Source organism: Shouchella patagoniensis, assembly GCF_002019705.1.
Taxonomy (GTDB): Bacteria; Bacillota; Bacilli; order Bacillales; family Bacillaceae_D; genus Shouchella; species Shouchella patagoniensis.
The window spans coordinates 4,393,085-4,414,296 of sequence record NZ_KV917377.1; the positions used below are offsets into that span (position 1 = coordinate 4,393,085).

At 39.1% G+C, this 21,212-nt stretch carries 21 protein-coding genes and 3 pseudogenes; 15 read left to right on the forward strand and 9 right to left on the reverse strand.

The annotated features are described in order from the left end of the window. The first annotated feature begins 89 nt into the window (after positions 1-89). From BK584_RS22800 to BK584_RS22805, 3 genes are all read left to right on the forward strand, one after another. The gene (locus tag BK584_RS22800; RefSeq protein WP_078394852.1) at positions 90-704 is read left to right on the forward strand and encodes a helix-turn-helix transcriptional regulator; all 615 of its coding nucleotides are present in this window, start codon (positions 90-92) and stop codon (positions 702-704) included. Between the two features lie 132 nt (positions 705-836). Then, positions 837-1,001: a hypothetical protein gene (locus BK584_RS24845; protein WP_169871477.1), complete on the forward strand. Its 165-nt coding sequence runs from the start codon at positions 837-839 to the stop codon at positions 999-1,001. Positions 1,002-1,054: 53 nt separating this feature from the next. After that, on the forward strand, positions 1,055-2,188 hold the full coding sequence (locus BK584_RS22805; RefSeq protein ID WP_078394854.1) for a response regulator: 1,134 nt from the start codon (positions 1,055-1,057) through the stop codon (positions 2,186-2,188). Positions 2,189-2,415: 227 nt separating this feature from the next. Here the strand turns inward: BK584_RS22805 and BK584_RS25675 are convergent, their stop codons facing one another. The 3 genes from BK584_RS25675 to BK584_RS22820 all read right to left on the reverse strand — a co-directional run bounded on the left by BK584_RS25675 (position 2,416) and on the right by BK584_RS22820 (position 4,270). Then, a complete protein-coding gene (locus BK584_RS25675; protein WP_078395812.1) occupies positions 2,416-2,514 on the reverse strand; it encodes a TetR family transcriptional regulator in 99 nt (32 codons plus the stop codon). Positions 2,515-2,730: 216 nt separating this feature from the next. After that, on the reverse strand, positions 2,731-3,741 hold the full coding sequence (locus BK584_RS22815) for a DUF4179 domain-containing protein (RefSeq protein WP_078394856.1): 1,011 nt from the start codon (positions 3,739-3,741) through the stop codon (positions 2,731-2,733). Continuing rightward, complete coding sequence (locus BK584_RS22820; protein WP_078394858.1) at positions 3,719-4,270, reverse strand: sigma-70 family RNA polymerase sigma factor; 552 nt, start codon at positions 4,268-4,270, stop codon at positions 3,719-3,721. The genes BK584_RS22815 and BK584_RS22820 overlap by 23 nt, the downstream gene beginning before the upstream one ends. Before the next feature lie 358 nt (positions 4,271-4,628). Between BK584_RS22820 and BK584_RS22825 the strand changes: the two genes are divergently transcribed. From BK584_RS22825 to BK584_RS22835, 3 genes are all read left to right on the forward strand, one after another. Next, a complete protein-coding gene (locus BK584_RS22825; RefSeq protein WP_078394860.1) occupies positions 4,629-4,898 on the forward strand; it encodes a CD3324 family protein in 270 nt (89 codons plus the stop codon). Between the two features lie 204 nt (positions 4,899-5,102). Beyond that, a complete protein-coding gene (locus BK584_RS25225) occupies positions 5,103-5,324 on the forward strand; it encodes a hypothetical protein (protein ID WP_245808952.1) in 222 nt (73 codons plus the stop codon). Between the two features lie 341 nt (positions 5,325-5,665). Beyond that, the gene (locus tag BK584_RS22835; protein ID WP_078394862.1) at positions 5,666-7,012 is read left to right on the forward strand and encodes an amidohydrolase family protein; all 1,347 of its coding nucleotides are present in this window, start codon (positions 5,666-5,668) and stop codon (positions 7,010-7,012) included. A gap of 43 nt (positions 7,013-7,055) precedes the next feature. On the opposite strand, the gene BK584_RS22840 is transcribed toward BK584_RS22835, so the two are convergent. Beyond that, entirely contained in the window at positions 7,056-7,475 is a 420-nt protein-coding gene (locus BK584_RS22840) for a MarR family winged helix-turn-helix transcriptional regulator (RefSeq protein WP_169871479.1), read from the reverse strand. A 295-nt stretch (positions 7,476-7,770) separates the two neighbouring features. On the opposite strand from BK584_RS22840, the gene BK584_RS22845 reads away from it, so the two are divergent. Continuing rightward, positions 7,771-8,892, forward strand: coding sequence for an NADH-dependent flavin oxidoreductase (locus BK584_RS22845; protein WP_078394866.1), 1,122 nt, complete (start codon positions 7,771-7,773; stop codon positions 8,890-8,892). A gap of 43 nt (positions 8,893-8,935) precedes the next feature. On the opposite strand, the gene BK584_RS22850 is transcribed toward BK584_RS22845, so the two are convergent. Further along, complete coding sequence (locus BK584_RS22850) at positions 8,936-10,105, reverse strand: MFS transporter (protein ID WP_078394868.1); 1,170 nt, start codon at positions 10,103-10,105, stop codon at positions 8,936-8,938. Between the two features lie 126 nt (positions 10,106-10,231). On the opposite strand from BK584_RS22850, the gene BK584_RS22855 reads away from it, so the two are divergent. From BK584_RS22855 to BK584_RS22865, 3 genes and pseudogenes are all read left to right on the forward strand, one after another. After that, the gene (locus tag BK584_RS22855; RefSeq protein ID WP_078394870.1) at positions 10,232-10,990 is read left to right on the forward strand and encodes a TrmB family transcriptional regulator; all 759 of its coding nucleotides are present in this window, start codon (positions 10,232-10,234) and stop codon (positions 10,988-10,990) included. A 77-nt stretch (positions 10,991-11,067) separates the two neighbouring features. After that, entirely contained in the window at positions 11,068-12,045 is a 978-nt protein-coding gene (locus BK584_RS22860; protein WP_078394872.1) for an aldo/keto reductase, read from the forward strand. 479 nt (positions 12,046-12,524) lie between these two features. After that, positions 12,525-13,837, forward strand: a pseudogene (locus BK584_RS22865) (catalase). Between the two features lie 27 nt (positions 13,838-13,864). Here BK584_RS22865 and BK584_RS22870 read toward each other — a convergent pair. Further along, positions 13,865-14,341: a GNAT family N-acetyltransferase gene (locus tag BK584_RS22870; RefSeq protein ID WP_078394874.1), complete on the reverse strand. Its 477-nt coding sequence runs from the start codon at positions 14,339-14,341 to the stop codon at positions 13,865-13,867. 113 nt (positions 14,342-14,454) lie between these two features. Here BK584_RS22870 and BK584_RS22875 point away from each other — a divergent pair, with 113 nt between their 5' ends. Continuing rightward, positions 14,455-14,955, forward strand: coding sequence for a GNAT family N-acetyltransferase (locus tag BK584_RS22875; protein WP_078394876.1), 501 nt, complete (start codon positions 14,455-14,457; stop codon positions 14,953-14,955). 376 nt (positions 14,956-15,331) lie between these two features. Beyond that, positions 15,332-15,795: pseudogene (locus BK584_RS22880) on the forward strand (NUDIX domain-containing protein). A 73-nt stretch (positions 15,796-15,868) separates the two neighbouring features. On the opposite strand, the gene BK584_RS22885 reads toward BK584_RS22880, so the two are convergent. Beyond that, positions 15,869-16,273, reverse strand: coding sequence for a VOC family protein (locus tag BK584_RS22885; protein WP_078394878.1), 405 nt, complete (start codon positions 16,271-16,273; stop codon positions 15,869-15,871). 88 nt (positions 16,274-16,361) lie between these two features. Next, a pseudogene (locus BK584_RS25755) lies at positions 16,362-16,451 on the reverse strand (VOC family protein); the annotation flags it as partial. A gap of 168 nt (positions 16,452-16,619) precedes the next feature. Here BK584_RS25755 and BK584_RS22890 point away from each other — a divergent pair. From BK584_RS22890 to BK584_RS22900, 3 genes are all read left to right on the forward strand, one after another. Then, a complete protein-coding gene (locus tag BK584_RS22890) occupies positions 16,620-17,882 on the forward strand; it encodes an acyl-CoA thioesterase/bile acid-CoA:amino acid N-acyltransferase family protein (RefSeq protein WP_078394880.1) in 1,263 nt (420 codons plus the stop codon). Between the two features lie 152 nt (positions 17,883-18,034). Beyond that, positions 18,035-18,880, forward strand: coding sequence for a metallophosphoesterase (locus tag BK584_RS22895; RefSeq protein WP_245809032.1), 846 nt, complete (start codon positions 18,035-18,037; stop codon positions 18,878-18,880). 207 nt (positions 18,881-19,087) lie between these two features. Beyond that, entirely contained in the window at positions 19,088-19,471 is a 384-nt protein-coding gene (locus tag BK584_RS22900) for a hypothetical protein (RefSeq protein WP_078394884.1), read from the forward strand. A gap of 120 nt (positions 19,472-19,591) precedes the next feature. Here the strand turns inward: BK584_RS22900 and BK584_RS22905 are convergent, their stop codons facing one another. After that, positions 19,592-20,815 (reverse strand): C40 family peptidase, encoded by a 1,224-nt coding sequence (locus tag BK584_RS22905; protein ID WP_078394886.1) that lies wholly within the window; start codon positions 20,813-20,815, stop codon positions 19,592-19,594. Between the last annotated feature and the right edge of the window lie 397 nt (positions 20,816-21,212).

Genomic DNA, 21,212 nt, shown 5'->3' on the forward strand with positions numbered 1-21,212 from the left:
AAAAAAGAACACAAAAAACCCGAAAGATGGACTTTTTTAAAGTGTCCATTTTTCGGGTTACAGTTCAGAATTAGGAGTTGCGTTTTTATATGAAAGCACTACTTATGTCAAAACACTGCTTACTCGCTGAATTGTTTCAATTCCGTTTAAGTCAAGATGATTTTTTTGACTTACATATGGTTGAATCAGTTGAAGCTGTAAACCGCTATTTACAAGAGCATGATCCAAAGCTTGTGTTTATCTTTGGAGAGGAAGCGGAGTCACTTGAATGGATGAAACATGTACGCAATGTCTATAAAGACGTTGCATTAATCGTCTTAGCAAATGACCCGTCCTATGAGTACACAATGATGTGTATAAAGTGCGCGGTTAATGGACTTCTATTGACCGAAACAACATATGATCATTTGATATCCTCTGTTGAGAAGGTATTAACTGGTGACTTCGTATACGATAAACAATTACTCAAAGACGAGCTGGGGCATTTTGCTACAATACGTTTTTCGAGAATGGAAAAAAAAGTGATTTATTATTTAACGAATGAGTACAGCAACAAAAAGATTGCACAGAAGATGAATTTAAATGAGGGGACCGTACGCAATTACATAAGCAGCATATATAGTAAGATTGGAATTCACAATCGAAAGGACGCGATTCCTTTATTGGTTAAATGGATGGAGTCAAAAATGGTTAAAAGTACGTAACTTACACTATTTGGTATATAATCTTAACAGTTGTATAGTTTTTGTATAGGAAAGACCTATAACGTTAGTTTATGTTTATCGTTTAACAGCTATCCTGTTGTGAATCTCATATTAAAAAAAGGGGTGAGTACGTTGGACTTTGAAGTAGATCGTGTTACTTCACTTACATTTAGAGAAGAAAGAGCACTAACTTCGTTAGAGGTTATTGCCAAATTAGAGGCAATAAGTGCCCTAATGGTCAATGCGGATGGGTACTATTCAATTAAAGTAGAAATTACTGAAGAAACAGTTGGCTAAAACGTTTATCTAAACTTACAATCAATTAACGGATTATAGGAGGGCACTCCTTCATGAAAGTCATTTTAATAGACAATGAACCTTTAGAACTTTCATATTTAGAGAAGCAGCTTATGGAGGTTGGGAAATTTACTGTGCTCGAAACCTATTATTCTGTGTCAAAGGCTGTCAAGGCAATTGATCGTGATCCGCCTGATTTGATTTTCCTTGATGTTGAAATTGGCGGTAGAAATGGGCTCGATTTAACAGAACAGGTCCAATTGAAGCATCCCCATATTAAAATCGTGTTTGTGACAGCATTTAAAGAACATGCTGTAAAAGCATTTGAATTAAACGCTGTAGACTATATCATGAAGCCTGTTACACTCGATAGACTACGTAAAACCATTAATCGAGTCATGAAAGTAAAAAAACAGGCACCATCAACTAAGCAATCGTTAATAAAGTGCATGCCTTCGTTTGAGTTAATTAGTGATGGAGTACCATTAAATGTTCAGTGGCGTACAACCAAAGCAAAAGAATTATTCCTGTTTTTGTTGCATTATCAAGGTTCTTTAGTAAAGAAAGATTTAATCATTGAAGTATTGTGGCCAGACTTTGAAATTAAGAAAGCATACACACAATTATATTCTACTATATACCTAGTACGAAAAACACTGATGGTTTTTCCTTCACTTATAATAAAAAGTGTAGAAGACCACTATCAATTATTGCTTGGCGAAGTTAAAGTTGACACGATCGAGTGGGAAAAAACGGTTAAACATTTGCCTTATCTTACCTCAAAAACGTTGAAAGACTTCCAGTTTGTACTAGATGGATATAAAGGGGATTATTTAAGTAGGGAAGGGTATCTGTGGGCGGAAAATGAAAGAGAACGACTCAAGAATTTTTGGTACATGACAGCTACAAAAGTAGGGCGTTTTCTTTTTTCTATTAAAAATTACGAAGATTCCATTACTTTATTCTTACGTATTCAGACAATGTACCCGTATATTGAAGAAAGTTATTTTACGCTTATGAAGTTATATGATCAATTAAAAGATTCATATAACGTTGAATATCAGTATCGGCTCCTTAAAAATATGCTACAAGAGGAAGTTCAAGTCTATCCTTCTCATGTAGTCACAGAATGGTACAAGCAAAGAAAAAAGAAACGAGCGATAAATAATGGAAGCGTCTCCAGATGATTAAAAAGGAATCCCATATACTTGTTTGAGATAGATAGTTACTAAGTTCGGAGTAATTCACACTATACACGTTCAAGAACGAGCAATTAAAAACGTCGTGAAAATAGAAATACGCTCCAAATGACTTTTGGAGCGTTCTTTTTAATTGTAAGTAGAAGCCTCTTTTACCCATAAAGACCAGCAAACAAATAGACTTCTGTATAGGATTCCACATGTGCGACTTTCTTTTAAACCAAATGAATCGAATAACGTACAAGATACTTGTTTAACTCGATTAGCAAATCATCTTTTGAAGGAAAATGATATACAAAGGCTCCCTTGCTAATGTTTGCTTAAGCCGTTATCGGCAATCAATTCAACTGTTGCTTTAAAGATTAAATCATTTTTATCAAAAACTCTATCCTATTTACATCTTCCTTTCTTATTAATCCCAACTGGTCTGTATTTGTTTTAAATGAGTGATCAATGGCGTCAAATGGAAAAAGGAGAAGGGGGGAGAGCAACCTCAGGTTCTGTTTCAACAGATCCCAAGGTCTTAATTTCTAAGGAATTATAACTTCAAATGGTTCAAATGAGACACTGGCATTTACGTTATCCGTATCATCTTCTGTTACATCATCCTCTGTAATTGCATTTAATACCGGCGTTATATGCAACGATTTAACCGATGCGTCTAATGCATTAAATCGAGCCTCTCCTGATAAAATCCAATTTCCATCTTCAATAGCACTACTCGTTTTTCCGGAGGAAGGCGAAATAAATTTGCCGTCTTGATCTCGTAGCTTAAAATCAAAGGATTGATTGATTTCCTCTTGGTTTACAACCGTATAGGTAAGGTTTGTTGCGGACTTGCTTAAAGTCAAAGCGTGTACCTCGAGTTCAATTCCACTAACCTCCTGATCGTAGTTCACTGCTAATTCTGTATAATCTAGTTGCTTAATTGGTGTAGAGAAAAAGAAGGAATCACCATTGTCTAGATCCCAAACGATACCAAGATCGAATGCTTCTGGTATTTCTTCATCCTGTCGAACCTCGAATTCGTAACGAACGATATGCTTGTTTGGATCACCAGTTGAAGAACTTCCGCCCCCGCTAACTTCAGTAAATTCTTTCTCGTTAATTACTAGAGACAGAGTCCGCATTTGATAATCTTCTTCTTTAAGCGTTTGTTCAGATTCAATGGTAAACAATAATGAGAAATGAGTTTGATCATAAAGTGCTTCATTTAACGTAATTGAAACATCTCCAATTGTTTGTGGCTGAAGGAGAGGAGTTGTTAACCCGTTCTCACTTGCTTTTTTAAGGCGCTCATCTTGAGAGACGGTAAAGACAGATCCTAGAACTGGAATCCGTGAGAGCTCATGAGTCATTGTTGGTGAGAGGTAAGCTGTTCCGAGCAGTAGACCAATTGCTGCGGCTAATACACTTAACCCATATACGATAGGCTTATGAATGTGAGCTCTTGCCTTCTTTTGTTTGCCATTTGTGATTCCTTTAATAATGGCTTGCTTAACCTCTCTTTTTAATTCCTCACCTGATAAGCGTTTCTTCATGAATCTGTTTGCTCCTTTCAATATGCGTTTTCATCCGCTTTCTCGCACGACGCAAATACGATTTAATCGTCGATTCGTTTTTCTTCATAACAAGCGCCACTTCTTTTATTGATAAGTTGTGGTAATAATGGAGTATGATTGCAGATTGGTATTTGCCGTCTAAGTTTTCAATTGCTGCAGTAAGCGTTCTATGTTCCGTATGGTAATTTTCTTGGGAATGGTTTAGTTTTCGTGTAATATCATTTCCTTCATAGGGGATCGTTTTGTTCTTTTTCTTCAATAACTTGTAGCATTCCCGTATCAAAATCTTTGTGATCCATGTCATGACGTATGCTGGTTGTTTTAGTTTGTAGATCGAAAGAAACGTCTTGCAGCATGCTTCTTGAATGGCATCTAAAGCATCTTCATGATTATAAGTGTATTTGAGAGCGGTGCAATAAAGCTTATCGTACTGGGATGTAAGCAAAGCCTCTAAGGCTTTTGAATCTCCACTGCTCGCTTGCCGAGCGAGTGTCTCTAATTCAGTCATTGTTGTTCCTCCCTCTTACTACTTAGAGCAAATAAAGTGTACGAAAGGTTGCAGGTTTGTTTTTTGTTTTATTCTATTGAAAATCAGAATATAAGAGTTCTCTTCATAATTCATGTTACTAGAGTCATCTACTCGGTTTCGCATACAATAAAGAGTGAAAATTCAAACTTTTTTAGGGGGTGTTTATGCATCATACTCATGAGTATTCGGTTTCGGTGAAGGCCCATGCAAAGCCTGCGGTTGAAATGGCTGTCCATTGTATGGGCTAGGAATTCCTCCTCATTTGCTTTGGTGCTATTTCCTATCATGCGGTTTTGCTGCCTTATTTGGAAAAAGATAAAATAAGGAGCTGGGCAGAATGGCTTATAAGAGTGCTTCCATCGTATTACCAAAAAAATTAATAAAAGAAATTCAAAAAGATGTCCAAGGTGAAACAATCTATATACCTAAGAAAGAAACAGCTTATTATCAGTGGGGTGAACGTTCGGGAACAAAAGCATTTATTCATAAACGTAACGCTGCGATGAAACAAGCTTTTTCTGAAGAGATCTCAATCGAACAATTGGCAGCCCGACATCACTTGGCGGTCGAAACGATAAAAAAGATTGTTTCCGTCAAAAAATGTTAAAGCGCTCTTCAGCGGAGCTTTTGGTTATGTCAAAAATGATTCTCATTTGTTTGTGGTCTATCGTGGGCTTTTCTTTTTCGTTAACTTAATAGAGAAGAGAAAGGAGAACGTTTATGTTAGTAGGACATACCGTTTATTTACGACCACTTAAAGAAGAGGATCCCCCTAGCATTTTTTCTGGTTTGCAAGATGAAGAAGCATTACATGACCGCAACTCGTAAGATCCTTACGAAAGAAGAAGTGATTGCAGCGGTACGTCGATTTGAGCAGGACACGACCCGTCATGATTTCGCCATTTGTTTAGTGGAAAGTGGTGTGATAATTGGAGATTTGGCCATTACAGAAATCGATTTAGACAATAACAAAGCCATGTGTCGAATTGCTATGCATCACAAAAAAATACTATGGCAACGGATACGGGACTGAGGCAACACTGCTTGCTCAACAAATCGTTTTTGAGCAGCTTCAATTAAATCGCTTAGAATTGCAAGTGTATTCCCTAATCCTAGAGCAATCGCAGCTTATAAGAAAGCTGGTTTTCGTCAAGAAGGTGTATTGAGGCAAACGTTGTATATGAATAATGTCTATTCGGATGAGATCATAATGAGTGTGTTGTATGAAGACTATATGAAAAAGCAGTAGGCGTTTTCTATGTCTACTGCATTTATTCATGAAAGCGTTATTCATTGCTTATGAATGCCCAATTTACTAGACTAATAAGAAGAAACAAAGAGATTATATAAATAAAGCACAAGAAAGGGGAAACGATGAGAAAACTTTTTAAAAATGCAACGATCCTTACACTTGATAAGAAACTAGGGAGCTATGAAAAATCCGATTTGCTTGTAAACGGCTCTAAGATTGAGGCGATCGGTCACGATTTAAATACAGACAATTGCGAAGTAATCGATGCAACAAATCGAATCATTATGCCTGGATTTGTTGATTCTCATAGACATACGTGGGAATCACTTATTCGAAATATTGGAACCGACTGGTCATTGCAGACGTATTTGGGGGAAATCTATTATGGCAACTACGGATCACTTAGGCGACCACAAGATGACTACATCGGAAACTTGCTAGGAGCGCTTGAAGCTCTGGATGCAGGGGTGACTACCTTGCTGGACTGGTCGATGATTATTTCACCTGACCATACACATGAAATGATTAGAGGTCTTGAAGACGCAGGGATTCGAGCGGTCTTTGCTCACGGTTGTCCTGGAGATGCGGAGTATTGGAACAACAACAGCACACTTGATAATGCAGAAGATGTACGGAAAGCAAAAGTGCGTTATTTTTCATCGGAAGACCAATTATTGACAATGGGTTTGGCGATTCGAGGACCGGAATTTAGCGCATGGGAAACGAGTGTGAAAGAAATTGAGCTAGCAAGAGAACTGAACGCGGTTTGCAGCATGCACTTAGGGTTTGGAATATGGGGGCATCCTTCTCAATCAATTACACGACTAAATGAAGCAAACTTACTAGGTCGAAATGTAAACTTTGCTCATGCAAATGCCGTTCGTCCAGAAGAGATTAAGTTACTCGCTGAAAAGGGTGGTAGCATCTCCGTCACACCAGAAATTGAAATGATGATGGGTCACGGCTATCCCGCAACAGGATTAGCCCGGGAAAATGGATTAAATGTTGCTCTAGGTGTCGATGTAGTGACATCAACTGGTGGAGACATGTTTACCCAAATGAAATTTGCGCTGCAAGCAGAGCGTGCACGAGTGAACCAGCAGTTGTTAGACGGAGGGGTAATGCCTGGTCCAGAGTTGCATATCGCTGCTGAAAGCATGCTAGAAGCCGCAACGATTGAAGGCGCAAAAGCATTAATGCTTGAGGATAAAATAGGATCTTTGACACCTGGTAAAGAAGCGGACTTTATTATGGTGCGTACCGATGATATTAATCTCTTTCCTGTCAATGATCCCATTGGGGTTGTGACCCAGTGTGCACACACAGGCAATGTTGATTCCGTGTACGTTGGCGGAAATGCGGTGAAACAAAACGGCAAGTTGCTTCATCATGATTTGCAGCAGCTGCGTAAATTAGCTGAAGAATCACGGAATCATTTGGTGAAAGAAAAGCAGAAGCAGTTTGCGTAAGCACATGCAAAAGAGCGTCTAAATAGACGCTCTTTATTGTATATTAACGAGTAACGATTGCTAAAATATGCTCAATATCTTGAGAGCTAAGAGATTCGTTTAACGTTGTATCGAGCGTGGAGCGGATCGAAGAAAGAAGCGTTTCACCAGATGCAGAAAGCTTAATGAATGTGCCGCGTTTGTCATCTTCGCAAATCGACCGCGTCACAATTTGTTCGCCCCTGTAGTCTTCCATACGAGAAACAAGCCTGGAGAGGGCGCTTTGACTAAGTCCTACTTTGGGGTGGAGTTCAGATAACCGCAGCTTATTTTGATCTGCTTGAGACAAAAAGTATAGCAAATAAAATTCATTTATATTTAATTGATATTGCTGTTGAAGTACGGAGTCTAACGCATTTGATAGCCGAGCGTAAAACTTAGCGTAATGGACCCATGAATCAATGAGATGATTAGGTTTCTCCAAAAAAATCCCCTGCCTTAAATAGCTTTATGACTATCTATAAGAATACTATATAATGGAAAAGGGTGCAATTTAGCGTAAACGATAAGTAGATTTGGCAAAGCATGTTGATTGACATCAATCCCCTATCTATATATAGTTGCATGTGCATACATTTTAAATCCATGGCGTATTTCCTTTTCTACTTCTTGTTTTAAGAAGAGAGGGAATCGGAAATACCAACTAGTGTCATATGCAATAGAGTAGAGTATTTGTATTTATTTTATATGCATGCGCATGCAAATCGAAGGAGGCAATTATGAAGAACACCTATAAACCACTGTTTGAACCTTTTACGTTTGCGTCTGGTGTGACGGTTGATAATCGAATAGTGATGGCGCCAATGACAACACAGTCATCGTTTGAAAATGGCATGGTCACGACAGATGAACATAATTATTACAAGCGCAGAGTAGAAGGGGTGGGATTTGTCCTAACTTCTTGCGCACAAGTACAGGAAAACGGAAAGTTTCCAGGGTCATTAAGTGCTGCTTCTGATAATCAGATTGAGAGCTTGACAAAACTTGCTAATACGATTAAGAGTAAAGGCACAAAAGCTGTTTTGCAAATCTTTCATGTCGGACGAATGGGCACAAGTGCATCGGTAGGTGAGCAGCCGGTAAGCGCAAGTGCCGTTGCAGCAGCGCGTGATGATGCCGAAACACCACGTGAATTAACGAATGCAGAGGTTCATGAGATGGTGAAATCGTTTGGCGAAGCAACTAGAAGAGCGATTCAAGCAGGTTTTGATGGGGTTGAAATTCATGGAGCCAATACGTATTTAATACAACAATTCTTCTCGCCACATTCCAACCGTAGATCTGATGAGTGGGGTGGAACTCTCGAAAAAAGAATGGCTTTCCCCCTTGCTGTCGTTAATGAAGTCAAAAAAACAATTTCGCAATATGCAACAAAACCATTTATGTGGGGATATCGCGTATCACCAGAAGAGCTTGAGGAACCTGGTATTACGTTAGCTGACACGATGCAATTGTTGAACAAACTGAAAGACAAGGGCCTTGATTATTTGCATATTTCCGTTGGTCATTTTGAGCAAACATCCATGCGTGATAAGAGTAGCGAAACACCTGTGTTAAAACTCATCCAAGATGATATTGGGAACGACATTCCAATCATTGGAGTAGGGATGGTAAAAACACCAGATGATGCTGTGAAAGCACTGAATATGGGCTTACCGTTAATCGCGCTTGGTCGAGAGTTACTAGTTGAACCAGATTGGATTAAGAAAGTAAAGAATGGTGAAGAAGATACGATCCGTACGGAAATTCGTTTAGAAGATCGTGAGGACTTGGCATTCCCAGATTCGATGTGGGAATATGTACAAAGTCGTCCGGGCTGGCTTCCGTTCGCCACTAAATAAGTGAAAAAGCAGTGAGGACTTAATGTCCCACTGCTTTTCTTTGTTAAGCGGCTTCTGATACTGAACCTGATTTTTTGTTGCCTTTACGCATCGATAGCAACACGACCGCTAAAGCAAGTAAAGCAAACACGCCACCGACTGTTGCATTCATTTCAACATACGCTCGTTCAATAACAACTCCACCAATCATAGAACCAAATGCGATTCCAAAATGCAGTGCAGAATTGTTTAAGCTTTGCTGGATATCAGAACTTTCTGGTGCAGAGGCAATTAAATAACTTTGCATCGCCGGTGTAATTGCCCAGCTTAACATGCTCCAGACCATCATCACTCCAATAAAGAGTGGCATAACACTCGTTGTAAATGGAATGGAAAAAATCGAAACAGAAAAGACGGAAATGACTCCAACAATTGTTTTCTTAGGACCAAAACGATCAGAGAGCATTCCACCAATGCCTCCTCCAATAATTGCGGCGATTCCAAAGATCAAATACATCATGCTAATCCAATTACCCTCGAGTCCAAGTGTCATTTGCAAAAACGGTGTTAAGTAGGCATAAAGAGTTAAGTGCCCTGCTAGAAAGAGAAAGGACGTTAATTGGATAAATACAATTTTGCTGTTTTTTAACGTCTTTAATTGTTCTTTTAATGGAATTCCAGGTTTTGGCGCTATTTCTTCCATAAAAAAGTAGACACATAAAAAAGAGATTGCTGTTAGGACGACAATAAATAAAAAGGGTGCGCGCCAACCAAAAGCATTGCCGAGCATTAATCCAAGAGGAACACCAAGAACGAGTGATGCACTTACGCCCATAAAGACGATTCCAATTGCCCTCGCTCGATATGGTTTTGAAACGATATTAGAAGCAATCGTCACACATAGAGAAATAAGCAAAGCGGCACTCATTGCTGATATCACACGAGCAAGTAGTAGCATGGCATAACCAGTGCTTGCGACTGCTACGACATTCGCAAAAAAGAACACAAGTAACGTAATCAGCGTTAGCTTCTTGCGCTCGACTTTTGCGGTTGCTGATAAAAGAATCGGACCTGATACGGCAAAAACAAAAGAAAAAATAGAAATTAAAAGACCCACTTGTCCAAGAGTGACATTTAAGTCTAATGCGACTAAATGGAGAATGCCTCCTAGAATTAATTCAACTAAGCCAACGACAAAGGAAACAATCGTTAGTAAATAAACACGTTTATCCATAAAACACCTCGTTGTTGATTTTGTTACCACTAAGAGAGTAACATTATTTTTTTCTTGGAACAAGTGGAAATTAGTCGGGCATTTGGTCTATGCTAGGAAAAGAATATGTGCAGAAGAGGGGATTCGATGCTCCAGCAATTTGGGTTTACGCAATATGAAAGTCAAGTGTATACATCACTTATTACGATTAACAAAGCACTTGATCCAACGGCCATCGTGAAGCGTTCTGGTGTGCCACGCACGAAGGTATATGAAGTATTAAAAAACCTAGTGGAAAAAGGAATTGTACTTGAGGCAACGGTTGAGAAGAAGCGACAGTATACAGCCTTGCCGATGGAAGCGATGATTGAAAAATTAAAAGCTAATTTTGATGCGAATATAGAAGAATTAAAAAAAATTGAAGTTGCGGAAATGGAAATCGACGACCGGGTTTGGACGTTAAAAGAGAACCAATCAATTGCTTCTGTAATGAAAGAGTTAACCGATGAAGCGACGAAATCCATTTTCATTTCTGCCTGGTCCGATGATTTGCAGCATTATTTATCAGTGCTTGAAGCAAAAGAAGAAGCTGGTATGGATGTTGTGGTTCATGCGATTGGTGAAGTTCAAACAAGGATTAAAAAAGTATCGACGCTTATTCCAAACCAAAGTCATGAGACACTTGAACGGAGTCGAATTTTGATCGTTGATGAGAAGGAAATGGTTTTTGCAGGAATGGAGGAGGGGAGTTGGCAGGCAATTCGAACTCAGTCACCTCCTCTCGTGAAGTTTTTTACAGAATTCTTTTACCACGATGTTGCGTTAACAAAAATTACACAACGGTACCAGAACATTGTGATGCAAGATGAAGACATTAAGGACATGCTATTAAAGCTACGTTACTAGGCAGATGTTTTGAATCAATGAATCGCGGCAATTAAATGAGTGCGGGCATGATTCAGAGCATAAGGAGGACTTAGTGAATGAGTATAAAAATAAAAAACAAACTTGGTTTTGGTACAGCACCTCTTGGAAATATGTTTCGGGATATCCCAGAGGAGGAGGCTCAAGCAACCATTCAATCAGCGTGGGATCAGGGTATCCGCTATTTTGATACGGCGCCATTATACGGAGCAGGATTATCGGAAATTCGTTTAGGAGATGCCTTATCGAAATACAATCGTGATGACTACGTACTTAGCACAAAGGTTGGGCGTGTTATTTCTGACCTGAAGGAAGAAAAAGAAGGGTTGTTCCAAAGTGGGCGCAAAAACAAAGTCATTGATGACTATACGGCAGATGCAACGTTGCGGTCCATTGAGCAAAGTCTTGAACGGTTAAAAACAGATCGTCTTGATATTGTCTATGTACATGACATCTCACCTGATTTCCATGGCGATGAATGGATTTCTAAATTTGATGAAGCGAGAAAAGGTGCTTTCCAAGTCCTTGCACGATTAAAAGAAGAAGGAGTTATCAAGGCTTGGGGCCTGGGTGTGAATACAACCATTCCGATTGAACTTGTGATTGGTTTGGAAGAAGCTCACCCTAATTTAAGCTTATCAGCAACTCAATACACGCTCATGCAGCATGAGCACGCTCTAGAGCGTATGATGCCGAATGCACAAGAAAAAGGCATGGGTATTATTGTTGGAGCACCATTTAATTCAGGAGCATTGCTTGGTGGATCTTATTTCGATTATGCAGAAGCAACACCCGCTGTTAAAGCACATGTACAAAGTTTAAAAGAAAGTGCCAAACGTCATAATGTCAGTTTAAAAGCAGCGGCACTGCAATTCTCAACGGCACATCCAGCCGTTGAAGCAGTTATTCCAGGTTCAACGCGACCGGAACGAATAAAAGAAGATGTGGCGGCGATGGCAGAGACGATTCCAACGTCATTTTGGCAAGAACTTATTGAAAAAAAACTGCTCTCACCAAAAGCACCATTACCAAATTAAAACAAGAAAAGCCGAGATCTAGGTCTTGGCTTTTTTTGTTTATATACAGCTTTAGTCATAAACAAGCAGACATGCCACATACGTTGTTATAAATGAAATCAATGTGTGGAGGGTACGTTATGGATGAAAACAAGAAGGCAAATGATGGGTGGTTTTAGTTATCTGAAATGAAACCACTTATAAAAAAAACGCCGATAAAGAGAGTGGAGACAAAGTCGACAGAGGCTCAAAGAGCGGCGAAGCACAAGCAAACGAAGAAGGTAGAAAAAAAAGATGAAAGAATTAACAGCCAACGTAAGGTTAAATCGGTTGCTTCCTCTGAATTACAGTCCGTGTTAAAAAATAATGCAGTGAAAGAAGTGCTACCAACTTCTGAAAAGAGGGAGGAGGTGTCGAACGTAGAAAAAGGGCAAACGATTAAAGAAACAAAAAAGGGAAAGGCTCAAGAAAGACAAAATGCAAGCAAGTATAAGGAAGATATGCCTGGAGAGCTTCATGCACAAACAGTCGGTAAACGAGGACCCGTTTTAGAACAAGATAGTGTCATGCGTGAAACGTTGGAAACGTTTATCCATGAAAAGATTCTGGAGCGTCCGGTTCATGTTAAGGGATTTGGTGCTTTTGGCTATTTTGAGACGATCCATTCAATGAGTGATTACACAAAACTTTCATTCTTACAACAACCAGGCGAACAAGTCCCTGTCGCTGTCCGCCAGCGGTCAGCACGAAGGGAACACCGGATACATCGCGCAATGTTCGAGGTTTCTCAACGAAATTTTATACGAACGATGGGGTTTTTGATCTTGTCTTTAACCACATACCTGTTTTTTCCGTTCGGGATGCGATTCGATTTCCAGAAGCCATTAAGGCTTTTTTGCCATCGCCTAAAAACAATTTAATCGATCCAGAACGATTCTGGAATTTCGTAGCGAGTGCGCCAGAATCGACTCACTTTGTTGTGAGACTCTATTCAAATACCGGCACAGTGAAAAGTTTACGTCACATTTCTGGACATAGTGTAAACACATATGTCTGGCGGAATGCCGAAGGAAAGCGTCATTATGTGAAATACCGATGGGTGCCATTCGCTGGAGAGGAATGTATTGACATAAAAGAAGCGACTAAACTAGCAGGGGAGAATCCAGATATTGCCGGGCAAGATTTATATAATACGATAGCGGCTGGAAAGAGTGTTCAATACGATCTTTATGTTCAGGTGATGAATCCAAGCGATGAGGCGAAGCTCCCTTATGATCCGTTAGACGACACAAAAGTATGGAGTGAGCACCAGTATCCATTAAGGCCAGTAGGGAGAATGGTGCTTAATCAAAATCCAGATCTCTTTATGGAAGAAGTTGAAAAAATTGCTTTTTCGCCTTCAAATCTATTAGAGGGAGCGGAACTATCTTATGATAAAATGCTCCAAGGTCGAGCGAATATTTATTCCGATTCCCAACGTCGCCGCATTGGACCCGAATTCAGGAAAGTGCCAGTGAATCATCAAGTGAATTGGACACCGGCGAATCTAGTCAGTAGCGGAAACGATAGATATGTAGAAGGCACACTCCAGCGTTCAGACATCCCGAAGGAAGATGACTTTACCCAAGCGGGAGAATATTATGATTCGCTTACTATGACAGAAAGGGAGGACCTTGTCCAGAACCTTGCAGCAGATTTAGCTGGCATTTCAATAGATACGCGATCGATTGTACTCACTTATTTAACAAAGGCCTCACATGAATTAGCTACACGAGTTAAACATGCGATTGCAATGGAGGAAGAAAAAGCGTGAGATAGAAAACTCTATCTCACGCTTCTTTTAAGATAATCTTTTTAAATACCAAGCATCCATTGCAGAGTGCTCTGAACCAGAAATTGGTTCAGGTAGAGGTTTAAACTCAAAACGTTCATACAAGGAGCTAGCAGCGGTTAAGCTGTGATGAGTTTCCAAGTAGCAATGGGAATAATGCTGGGAAGCGAATGTTAGTGCAACGTCCATTAACTTCTTTGATAACCCTTGCCCCTGTGCTTTTGGATGCAAATAGAGTTTCTGTAACTCACAAATCCCTTTCTTTTTATCAAAAGGTGCAATACCGATCCCCCCAACAACCTCACCATTTTGTATGGCAACCCAATAACTTGCTTCATCAATAGATGCGTAATACTCCGCGAGGCTTCCTAGTTGAGGGTCGGTGTAAGCAGTCCCTTTACGATCTAAATTAAGCGCTTCAAGTGAACGTTTAATAAGAGATTCGATATGCATATTATCCTTTGGTTCTATTGTACGAATGATCATATTGTCTCTCCTTTTTACACTATGAAACTAGCTTAATCATGTTTGCTCGAATATTCAATATAAAAATATGCTAAGATAAAAAAAGGAAAGTCGATTTTGACTAAAGGGAGCGAATGAGTAGAAAAATGTTAAACATACGAATTGCAACGACAGAAGATCAAACATATATCGTCGAATCTCATTCACAGATCTATAAAAAAGAAAGAAACTTTGATGAATCGTTTAAAGAATTTATTGAAGCATCCGTATCTAACATTTTTTCTCCAGATTATGCGGGAGAGGTTTGGCTGCTTGAAAAAGAAAGCACCCCTTGCGGTTCAATTGCTGTCAGTTTATTAAGTCAAGATGTTGCCCAACTGCGCCTATTCTTAATTGAACCAAGTGGTCGTGGGCAAGGCGGTGCAAAACAGTTAATGGATCAAGCGATTGATTACGCAAAAGATCAAGGTGTGAGTGAAATGATCTTATGGACTTCATCAAACCAAGAAGCCGCTAGAACCATTTACGAAAAGTACGGATTTGTTTTAACTGAATCAAAAACAAGCTTTCTCTCAAAGCAATACGTAGAAGAAGAAAAGTGGACAATGGCATTAAAAAAAGAGGTTCGTACATAAAGAGAGCTTTTCCAATCGAAAAGCTCTTCTTTACTGTTCTGGAAAGTTAATGAATGAGCGGCATGGTTAAGTGAGGGTGTGAACCTTAAAAGGTGATCGATTTTTTGATAATCAAGTTATCGGTTGCTTTTCTTCAACGCATCCATCTTTAAATGGGAATCCTTAGTATTACATTTCTTTAAATGACTTCACCTCGTATCACCTCCCTATATGATTGGACAGATGCCAATGGAACTCCTTTACGTGTCGTAGATCGAGTGATCTCCTCCTCTAAGATAGAAATTATTAATCATTTAAGAGTGATTTATCAAGATAAGATTATTCTGTATAGTTGGGTATATGAATAATTTGAGTGTCAATAGAATTGAGGAGATAAATGATGCATATTAGGAATTCGGCAAAAGCAATTATTATTAAGGAAGATAAGGTGTTATTAACGAAAAATCAAGATAACGAAGGGTACTTCTATCTTTTTCCAGGCGGTGGTCAAGAACATGGAGAAACCCTCCATCAAGCCCTCCGAAGAGAATGTCTAGAGGAAGTAGGGTATGAAGTGGAAGTAAATGAATTGCTTCATATTCGAGAATATATAGGGAAAAACCATGAATATGCTTCATTTGATTTTAATGTGCATCAAATTGAATATTATTTTTGTGTGCACGATCAGATGAGAAGCAACAGCAAGTACCAAAAAATCCAGATAAACATCAAGTTGGTGCGGAATGGGTAAAAATAACGGACTTGCTTTCCTATCGAATTTATCCAAAAGAATTGAGCGTGTATGTGACCAAACATTTGAAAGGCGAAACGTCCTCAGTTTATTTGGGAGATATAAATTAATAAGCCATTCACGGTATGTGATGTGATAAATGAATGATACACAGGTTTAAGCAACAATGATGAACATTGTTGCTTAACTAGTGAATGAAAGAGGAGGTTCGTTTTTTTCCATAACTGCAAAATAGTTGTTTTCATCATCAGAAAAGTTGAAAACCCTTCCTGATGGCATCGAAACAATTTCTCCAACGGTTACATATTGCTTTGTTAAATGGGTATATAGGCGATCAAGATCTGTTGTAAAGAACATGAGCGACGGGGTGCCTACGTTCAATTCTGGCTGCATCTTGGCAATTAGTTGTTTATTATGAAGGATGATGTTTGTGCTGGCTTCTTTCGTTGGTGCAAGCTCAACCCATCTCATTCCTTCACCGTTATTTTCATCTGAAACAACATGAAACCCTACTTTTTTAGTCCAAAAATCTATGGCTTCTTCTTGATTGTTCACATATAGCATGACTTGTCCAAGTTTAGTAATCACGTTAGTATCTCCTTTAAATATGAAATGGGCGTACAGCTTCTCCATGTAAGTATTCGCGTATCCTGGAATTAAACCAGAGGAATGTGCTTACTGAAGCGTTTAATGCTTGTTCATAGAACTGAATAGCATCTTTGGCATTGCCATTCATCATTAAATAGGGAATGAGTTTAACTGACATTGTTTTTCCTCCTTCATATTCTTATTTATGCTCATTATATCAAACAGTAATTGGTTCCATTTCTTATCAATTGCTATTAATCGAAGGATAAGCTCGTTAACAAAAAGTCCGAATCAATCGTTAGAATTGAAGGAATGTTGTGTATGATAATAAAAAAAGGGTGATGTTATGTCCATTATTCATGTGAAAAACAATCAACTGGAATCACGAATCGATGAAGTCATTCATATTCAATTTAAACAATTACATCCTAATCAAATGTATAAAATTATCTTACGACGGCGTGCGGTCACGAAGACACAGATCATTTATAGAGAATCATGGGCTAACTTTACTTCAAGTCTAGAAGGAACAATTGATGTAACAAATCAAAAACCTGTAGCTGGTTCGTACGATACGGTTAATGCAATGGGTTTGTTTTGGTCAATGGACGTTATAAAGAAAGAAGAGAATAAAGGCGAACCCTATATAAAATTAGCTCCTCATCAATTTGAATTATCGATTGAATTAAATGATCAAGTAATTGAACGGAAATTCTTAACAAAACGTTGGTATGACAATGAAATGAAGAGAAAAGAAGTCAATGAGGGGGGTGTCATTGGATCGTATTTCTATCATCAAGGTCAAGAAAGCCGACCAACGGTTATTGTCCTTTCAGGTTCAGAAGGAGGCATCTATGAATTCGTTGCGGGACCACTCGCTTCAGGTGGATTTAATGTATTAGCAATTGCTTACTTTGGCGTTGAAGGAACAACAGATCGATTAGTGAATATTCCATTGGAGCGAGTCGAGGACGCCATAAAGTGGTTAATAAAACAAGATGAATCAAATAAAATATGGATTGGGGTTCATGGGACATCCCGTGGAAGTGAGATTGCGCTATGGTCAGCGGTATTGTTTGATGAAGTGAAAGCGGTTGTTTCAATGAATGGATCAGGTATTGCATTTTCCGGAATTGTTCCTTGGACAGATGATTTGAAGTTACCACCTGCTTGGTTATATAAAGGAGAGTCTCTGCCATATGCATCGCCTAACAATCCTGTTCATGTCGCGCTTTCATGCAAAGCGCTTTATCAAAAAGGGAAAAATGGAGCACTAGATTGGTACGATGCACTCTATAATGATGAGCTCTATCGGAAAGAAGCAACCATCCCAATTGAAGCGACAAAAAAAGATATTTTGTTTATATCTGGTGCATCGGATCAGATGTTTCGTTCGTCTTTGTTTTCTTCTGTGAGTCGATCAAAGTGGATCAAACAAATCAATTATGAAGGCGCAGGTCATGAAATAGGTATTCCACATGTGCCCATTTATGCAAATAAGTTTACAGGTGGTACGAAAGAAGCTACTTATAAGGCTAGTTTTGATTCATGGGAAAAAATGAAAGAATGGTTTATTTTAAGTTATCAAAATCGGTTGAGAACCAAATGATATAAAACGTTCCGATAAACGAAAAAATCATTAACATAATGTTGATGTTTCACAACCTTTTAATCTTTTTCATCGTCGTTAGCAAATAAATTGCGTTACAATGAGATGCATGCTTTTGGACGAACTTGAAGGAGATTACATCTGTGAAATATATGAAAATACTTATTGGGCTTTTATTATGTATGGTCTTTGTAATCGGGGGCATTTATTTATATGCTCGTTTTATTGAACCGAAGCGTTTAGATATAACTAGCCATCACATTTCAAGTGAATCAATTGGAGAAGAGCTGGATGGTTTTAAAATTATTCAATTTAGTGACACTCATATTGGAGAAGATTATTCGATTGAACAACTGGATGAGCTCGTTCAGCGTATAAACGAAGTAGAACCAGACTTAATCGTTTTTACTGGGGATTTAATTGAAGACTCAAGCGACTTTGATAAGGAAGATAAAGTGGCGGAGTCGCTTAGCCGCCTGCAAGCACCTTATGGGACTTATGCTATTTCTGGAAACCGGGAAGTTGGTGGTGCTGGGATATCACCGTATGAAGGTATTTTAGCTAAGGCAGGGATTAATTTTCTAAGGAATGAGTCGATTACGATTGATGTAAATGGCGAGTCTTTAGTTATAGTCGGACTTGATGATTATATGTTAGGAGAACCACAACCAGAGTCGGCTTTTGCGGGAGTGGCTGCGGAAGATTTCACAGTCACACTCGTGCATGAGCCTGATGTTGTTGAGGATTTAAAATCCTATCCGTTTGACTTGCAGTTATCAGGTCATAGTCACGGTGGGCAGGTTCGACTTCCGATAATTGGTGACCTCTACACACCTCCGCTAGCGGAAAAATATCCTGTCGGACGCTATGAAATCGAAGGGGGCATTAAGCCAATCACGTTATACGTGAATCGTGGCATTGGAATGGCAAGAGTGCCTTATCGATTCTTGAGTATACCAGAAGTAAGCGTGTTTACGCTTGAGAGTGAACAAGATTAAACAGGTGGGAAAGGGGTTTACATCGTCATTTATCATTAGACCTGAAGTTCTTTATCTGAGAGATAGAAGTACTTAGATGGCTGTTGTCAGCCATCTTTTATTATAAAACGAAAATAGGCGAATGTCTGTTTCTATCGTGCGCAAGTCATGGTAGAATGAAAAAAAGAAAATAGGAGCGGAAATAATAAGGAAAGGGAGGAATGAAAAATGCAAGATCAAGAGATTCTACAGCTCATATTGGACAAGCTGACGGGTGTAGAAGGCAAAGTTAACGGTTTAGTGAAGAGGTTTGATGGATTAGAGCAGAGGTTTGATGGATTAGAGCAGAGGATTGATGGATTAGAGCAGAGGATTGATGGTTTAGAGAAAAAGTTTAGTGGATTAGAAAAAAAGTTTAGTGGATTAGAAACAAGGTTTGATCGGTTAGAGACTGAAATGAAGGAAGTAAAAGAAGAGCAGGTCATGATTAAGCAAGCCGTCTTCGAAACAAACGAGCGTGTGAAACAATTGGTAGAAAACCAGAAATCGATCTTTGAAATTTTAGGGGACCATGAAGTAGCAATTCGGACCTTAAGACGAAAGCCCGTTTAAGATAATTTATAATTTCATCGATCACTAGGTTTCTTCAGCAAAAGGAAGAGACCTTTTTTTGTGTTCAAGGAATCTAGTAGTGCTAAAGCAGCTGTACAACCGTGTACAGCTGCTTTATGTTTACCGTTTTTGCAACAAATCATCGTGTATTTTTGTTGCTTCTGGCACACGTACAGCCGTGACATAGCGATCGCGCCAGTAATTGCTCGCAGCGAAATTGGTTACTGTTACACCTTGTGATAAAGTAACGTGGACAACCCGGTCTTCGGAAATGTAAATTGCTGGATTGAGTGTATTCCCCTCGAAGAAAACAATGTCCCCTGGACGTACGTCCTCACGGGCAATTTCATCTCCATGCTCGAGTTGACCGCTCGCGTAGCGAGGTAGTTCAATGCCGTAACTTTCCCGGAACGCGTATTGAATAAATCCGGCCGTATCAAAACCTTCTGGTGTTACTCCACCTTGCTTATATGGAACTTCCCCTACATATTTGGTTGCGACTGAAACAACAGGAACTTCGGCTTCAAGTGTTAAGTCATTGAATCGACGAACCCCGGCAAATTGTTCTTGCCAATACGTTGATGTTAAGTGTCCGATTGTGACCGATTCAGAGCGGCTTGCATGAATGAATTGGTTATTACCAGCGTAAATGCCGTTATGGGAGATACCAGGTTTGTATGTATCTTTAAAAAAGACTACATCACCGGGTTGGATGTCTTCTAACTCGATTTCTTCTCCAACTAACCATTGTTCTTCAGCGGACCTGGGCAAAAATATTCCCATTTGGCGAAAAACATAATTGGTTAGGCCGGAGCAATCAAAACCAATTTCTGGATCAGCTTCACCAAAAATATATGGAATCCCAATGTATTTCGCGGCTTCTTGTACAAACGGATCTAAAGAAAGTGCTGGTTCTTCCGTAATTCGTTTCGCTCCTAAGTAACGAGGGTTCCAATACGCGCTTGTTGATAGCTCTGTTGTAATGACACCTTTTGATTGAGTGACATGCAAGATTGTATCGTTCCCAGCGTAAATAGCGACATGAGTTGGGGTAGTTGAAGCACCAAAAAAGATTAAATCTCCTCGTTCTAATTCAGCTCTTTCCACACTTTCCCCTTGTTTCCATTGTTCACGGACGGTGCGAGGTAGTGGTGCATCCCAAGTTTCTTTCGTAACATATTGTACAAACCCGGATGGATCAAATCCTTGATCGGGTGTATTTCCTCCAAATTGATAAGGAGTGCCAAGGTACCGCTCTCCTGTTTCGACAAGTTCAGCTTCAGCCATTGAACAAAATACAGCTAGTTGCATAGCAACTAGTACACCTACAAATACTTTTTTCATAGTAAAAACCTCCCGTATGGAATATCGGCAGGAAAGAAGAGGGTTTTAGTGGAGATGTCTATTTTTTGTGTTGGGAAATATTATTAAATGGCTTATAACCATTGTTAAATAAGGTTTTTTGGTGATTGAAAAAATTATTATTTTTTTATGGATAAGGTATTCTGTATTTAAGTAAGAGATAATTAATTAAATAGGGGAATCATAAGACATGGTTATTTTGACCTTTTTAACGTTTGGTTTATCATTTTTTACCTTATCCATTTTTTTAGGGACTTTAGGTCTGTTTTATGATTGATAAGGAATGAGGTGAGAGATATCTTGAACGAGACAAAAGGTAATTCCTTTTTAAATTGTAGAATGCAACAGTTGTTCACTAAATCAATCGTTGCGACGAAGA